Here is a 4,440-nt window from a genome sequence, read left to right on the forward strand (position 1 = left end):
TAGCAACCACCCCCTCGATCTGGTCCAGCAGATCCGGCAACACCGTGGGATCAGCAGCGCGCTCCTCAGTCAAGTCAGAACACAGAATTTCGCCAGTGTCCAGATTCATACCCAGGTGCAGCTTGCACCATGATCGGCGCTTTACTGCCGTTCCGTGCTTGTTTTCCTGCCACTCTCCGGCCCCGAATACTTTCAATCCGGTGCTGTCGACCACAAGGTGAACCGGCTCAGATTTAGCCTGCTGCTTTAGCTGTTCAAAATCCAGCTTGCCAGCCCGGCGCGACAGCGTTGAAAAATCGGGTACCACCAGATCCAGCTTCATAAGCCGCAGCAGTGAGCGCATAAATCCCTGCGTCTGGCGCAGGGCAAGGCCAAAGACCACACGCACAGTCAGGCAAGTCTCAATGGCAAGTGAAGAATATTTTGCCTGTCCGCCCCGCGTGGTTCGCCGATCTGCTGCCCACTGATGGGCAACAGCATCACTGATCCAAACTGTGACATCTCCACGGCGGCGCAAACTTTCGTTGTATTCGCTCCAGTTCGTGACGCGGAACCGAGGTTTGACAAATTTATGGCGACGTGAGGCGTTGAATTTATAAGGCATATAAATCTGGAATGTTGGCAGGACTTCAGTAAATTAGCTTCAAATCACGATCCCTGCAACAACGTCATTCTGGAGGCATTTAGGGAAAAACATTTGCACATCAAAGAAAAACTTTAGTCCTTAGTCAAATTGATAAAGCAATGCATGAGAGCATATTATGGCAAAATACGTAGTGACTGGAAGTTCTGGTCGAATAGGCAGAGCAATACATTTTACACTTTCGCGGAACCATGAAGTTGTTGGTGTTGACGTAACTCCTGCTTCATCCACTACGCTGATTTCTGATATTTGTGATGAAGACCAATTGAAGCGAGCGTTCCATGGGGCGGATGCCGTATTTCATTGTGCTGCGCTGCACGCTCCACATGTTGGCTTGAAGTCAGATGAAGAGTTTCAAAGAATAAATGTGAGGGGAACTGAATGTGTCATTGACGGCGCAAAGGCAGAAGGTGTTCCTCAGATCATTTTTACCAGCACGACAGCTCTTTATGGAGACGCCAGCAACCTAGAAAATCGTGCAGCTTGGATCACTGAAGAAACAGAGCCTCATCCGCGTACTATCTACCACCGATCAAAGATACACGCTGAAGCACTTCTGCGCGACGCTGCCTCCAGCCAGTTAAACATCAAGGTTATTCGCATGTCGCGCAGTTTTCCTGAACCCGCTCCGGTAATGGCAACCTACCGCTTACATCGAGGCGTTGATGCGAGAGACGTAGCTGATGCTCATTTGGCAGCACTCAAAGACACTGGTCGAGCATTCGATACCTATGTAATTTCAGGGCAAACACCTTTCTTGGCTGATGATGCACATGCACTAAAAACAGATGCAGCCTCAGTTATCAGGGAGAGAGCTCCAAGCCTCGCCAAACTGTTTGATCTGCATAACTGGGCTTTGCCAACCTCGATTGATAGAGTTTACGCTCCAACAAAAGCAGCAAAGGTGCTGAGCTGGAAAAGCAAATACGACTTTCGAGAAGTCTTGCATCAATTGGAAAAGTGTAATTCCGAAGTGTTACCGCCCGATGCGTGTGGCTCCAAGGTTGAAGAGTAAACCAGTCCTGCCGGTGGCGTGATGCTAAAGCGTAAACCGCGCACTTGGCAGGTTCATCCTCCTCAGAGCACCCTCAACGGTGTCCTTCCCCTTCTGGCCCTGTCGTCCTGCGATAGATTGAGGTCTTCGCCCCCCCCCCCGAATGTTAGTACATGCAGGGCACAATTCCTGCTGAGGAATGTCAATCAGTTAATTGTTCATTGTATGTTTTCATTTTTGGCCACTATCGGAGCTATGTATTCATTAGGCCTTGTTGTCTTCTCAGATTTTAAACTGAGCTCTGAAAGGAGCCAGAACAAAACAAAAACCCCGGAGAAAATCCCCGGGGTCACTTGGTTTTAGTTTGAAGTTCAAAATTCGAAAACTACAGAATCAGATAAACTGGAAGTCATCTACGTGTAGGTCTGTTTTGGAAACACCTTTCAAGGTTATGGAATTTTCGCCATCAAGCTTGATAACAGTACTGGTTCCATCGTCACGTGTGGCCGCAAGAACTGTGTCAAAGTCAGAAAACACATCAGTGTCAAAGAGGATGATATCATCAGATCCAGATCCAGCTTCAAAGTCTGTTAACTCATCCTGTCCGAAAGCTTGAATATCGAACACAAACGTATCGTTATTGGCGCCTCCAACTAAGGTATCATCGCCTTCGCGACCATTGAGCTCATCTTCACCGTCGTTGCCCCAAAGAGTATTACTAAACGAGTTGCCTCTAATAACGTCATTGAACGAAGAGCCCTGAATATTCTCAATATTGACAAGAGTGTCAGCGTCGATATTGGGATCTGTACCTGTTAAATATACAGTTTGCTTGATGAGACTTTGTTCATCAACACCGTAAATAGAAACGACGTCATCAGTGCCATCATTTGTAAAATCTCCAGTCAGCCATGTATCTCTAAATACGTAGGCCGCTCCAGGGGTCCAATCTTCAACACTAGAAAAGCCATCACCTTCAGATAGGTAGACACTCTGTTTTATATAACTTCCTCTCTCATAGACTGCAAATACATCATCTTTACCATCACCGTTGAAGTCGCCAACTTCCCACCGCTGGCTCGACTTATAGATCCAGGTTGTATCGCCACTCCAATCAATTGGTTCGGAAAAACCGTCGCCTTCCGAAAGGTAGATCCTCAGCTTGGTGTCGTCATTACTACCCGCAGCGTAGACAGTCAAAATGTCATCTTTGCCATCGCCATTGAAGTCGCCGGTCATCCATTCGTCTCTAAACCGCCACGTTTCTTCCGGGGTCCAATTCTCAACGCTCGTAAAACCATCACCCTCAGATAAATAAACACGTTGTTTGAGGCCATCACCGACCTCATAAACTGCAAACACATCGTCTTTACCATCACCGTTGAAGTCGCCAACTTCCCACCGCTGGCTCGACTTATAGATCCAGGTTGTATCGCCACTCCAATCAATTGGTTCGGAAAAACCGTCGCCTTCCGAAAGGTAGATCCTCAGCTTGGTATCGTCATCACTACCCGCAGCGTAGACAGTCAAAATATCATCTTTGCCATCGCCATTGAAGTCGCCGGTCATCCATTCGTCTCTAAACCCCCACGTCTCATCTGGAGTCCAATTCTTAACGCTCGTAAAACCATCGCCTTCCGAGAGATAGACATACTGGAGCAAGCCATCACCATACTCTTGAACAGAGAAAAGATCGTCTTTACCATCCCCGTTAAAATCCCCAGCTACCCACTCTTGCTCATCTGAGAAAGAAGTAACAACGTCACCAGTCCAGACTTGGGGATTAGAGAAAATACTTAGGTATTTAATTTCATTGGCAGTTTCATCAACCAGATCAACCCAAACCCCAAATTTTGCAGATGAATATTCAGCAGTATCTACACCCGAACCACCGTCGAGGTAATCAGCTCCATCACCACCGATCAGCTGATCATCTCCAGAACCAGCTGACAGCACGTCATCATCATCTCCACCTTGGAGTACATCATTTCCTGATTTACCAATCAGAACGTCATTTCCTGCATTGCCCAACAGAGTATTGTTATCGATATCTCCTTCAAGCCAGTCACTTAAAGATGAACCAGTTAGGTTACCAGAGTTGCTTGACAGAATGCTTCCGTCGAGTTTTCCTAAAGCAAATTCCGTTCCATCTGCGAATCTGAGTGTATCAATGCGTTTTGAAGAGGTGTTCCAGTTTTCAATCGTGATGACATCATCGATACTCTCCAAAGGCGTATCCGGATTGTTTTTATCAAGCACATAGACAACCATGTCGTTGCCTTCCCGGCGTAAGGTCACCTCATCTAGGGTCAGGTCCGACAGGAACAGCATGTCCTGGTCACCAGAGCTGTCAGAGATGGTGTCTTGGCCATCGCCGCGCATGTAAACGTACACATCGCTGCCATCTCCTCCTTTCAATGTGTCGTTACCGAGACCGCCAACAAGAAAATCAATACCAGATCCACCGCTGATTGTGTCAGCGCCTTCGCCGCCAAAAAGAGTCTCATTTCCACTATTGCCTGTGATCGTGTCATCACCGCTTCCGCCAAACACGGCTTCATGCGCACTTGCTTTAAGAGCCTCGCCTGCATCCGTTCCGGCCAGAGATTCCATCTCATTGGTGTTGAAGCTGGCCCCATCAATTCCAAAGGAAGCCATCAGATCATCTTCCTCTACGACCGGCAGAAGGAACACATCCGGGTTCTGGTTATTTCCATGGCCGTTGCCCACGACCTGATGTTCAATGGATTGCGACAGTTCAGCAAGCAGCTGTGATCGCGTGAGGTCGCCATTAGCAAGATCA

At 47.7% G+C, this 4,440-nt stretch carries 3 protein-coding genes; 1 reads left to right on the plus strand and 2 read right to left on the minus strand.

The genetic code is table 11. From position 1 onward, the window contains the following. Nucleotides 1–604, minus strand: a 604-nt coding sequence (locus BMZ51_RS23065; protein WP_139201472.1) for an IS5 family transposase, incomplete at its 3' end; no start/stop codon positions are given. A 157-nt stretch (nt 605–761) separates the two neighbouring features. On the opposite strand from BMZ51_RS23065, the gene BMZ51_RS23070 reads away from it, so the two are divergent. After that, nucleotides 762–1,658, plus strand: coding sequence for an NAD-dependent epimerase/dehydratase family protein (locus BMZ51_RS23070; protein WP_068009915.1), 897 nt, complete (start codon nt 762–764; stop codon nt 1,656–1,658). 372 nt (nt 1,659–2,030) lie between these two features. Here BMZ51_RS23070 and BMZ51_RS23075 read toward each other — a convergent pair. Further along, the coding region (locus tag BMZ51_RS23075) for an FG-GAP-like repeat-containing protein (protein ID WP_175485061.1) at nt 2,031–4,440 on the minus strand (2,410 nt) is incomplete at its 5' end.

It is taken from the genome of Pseudovibrio axinellae (genome assembly GCF_900110875.1).
Taxonomy (GTDB): domain Bacteria; phylum Pseudomonadota; class Alphaproteobacteria; order Rhizobiales; family Stappiaceae; genus Pseudovibrio; species Pseudovibrio axinellae.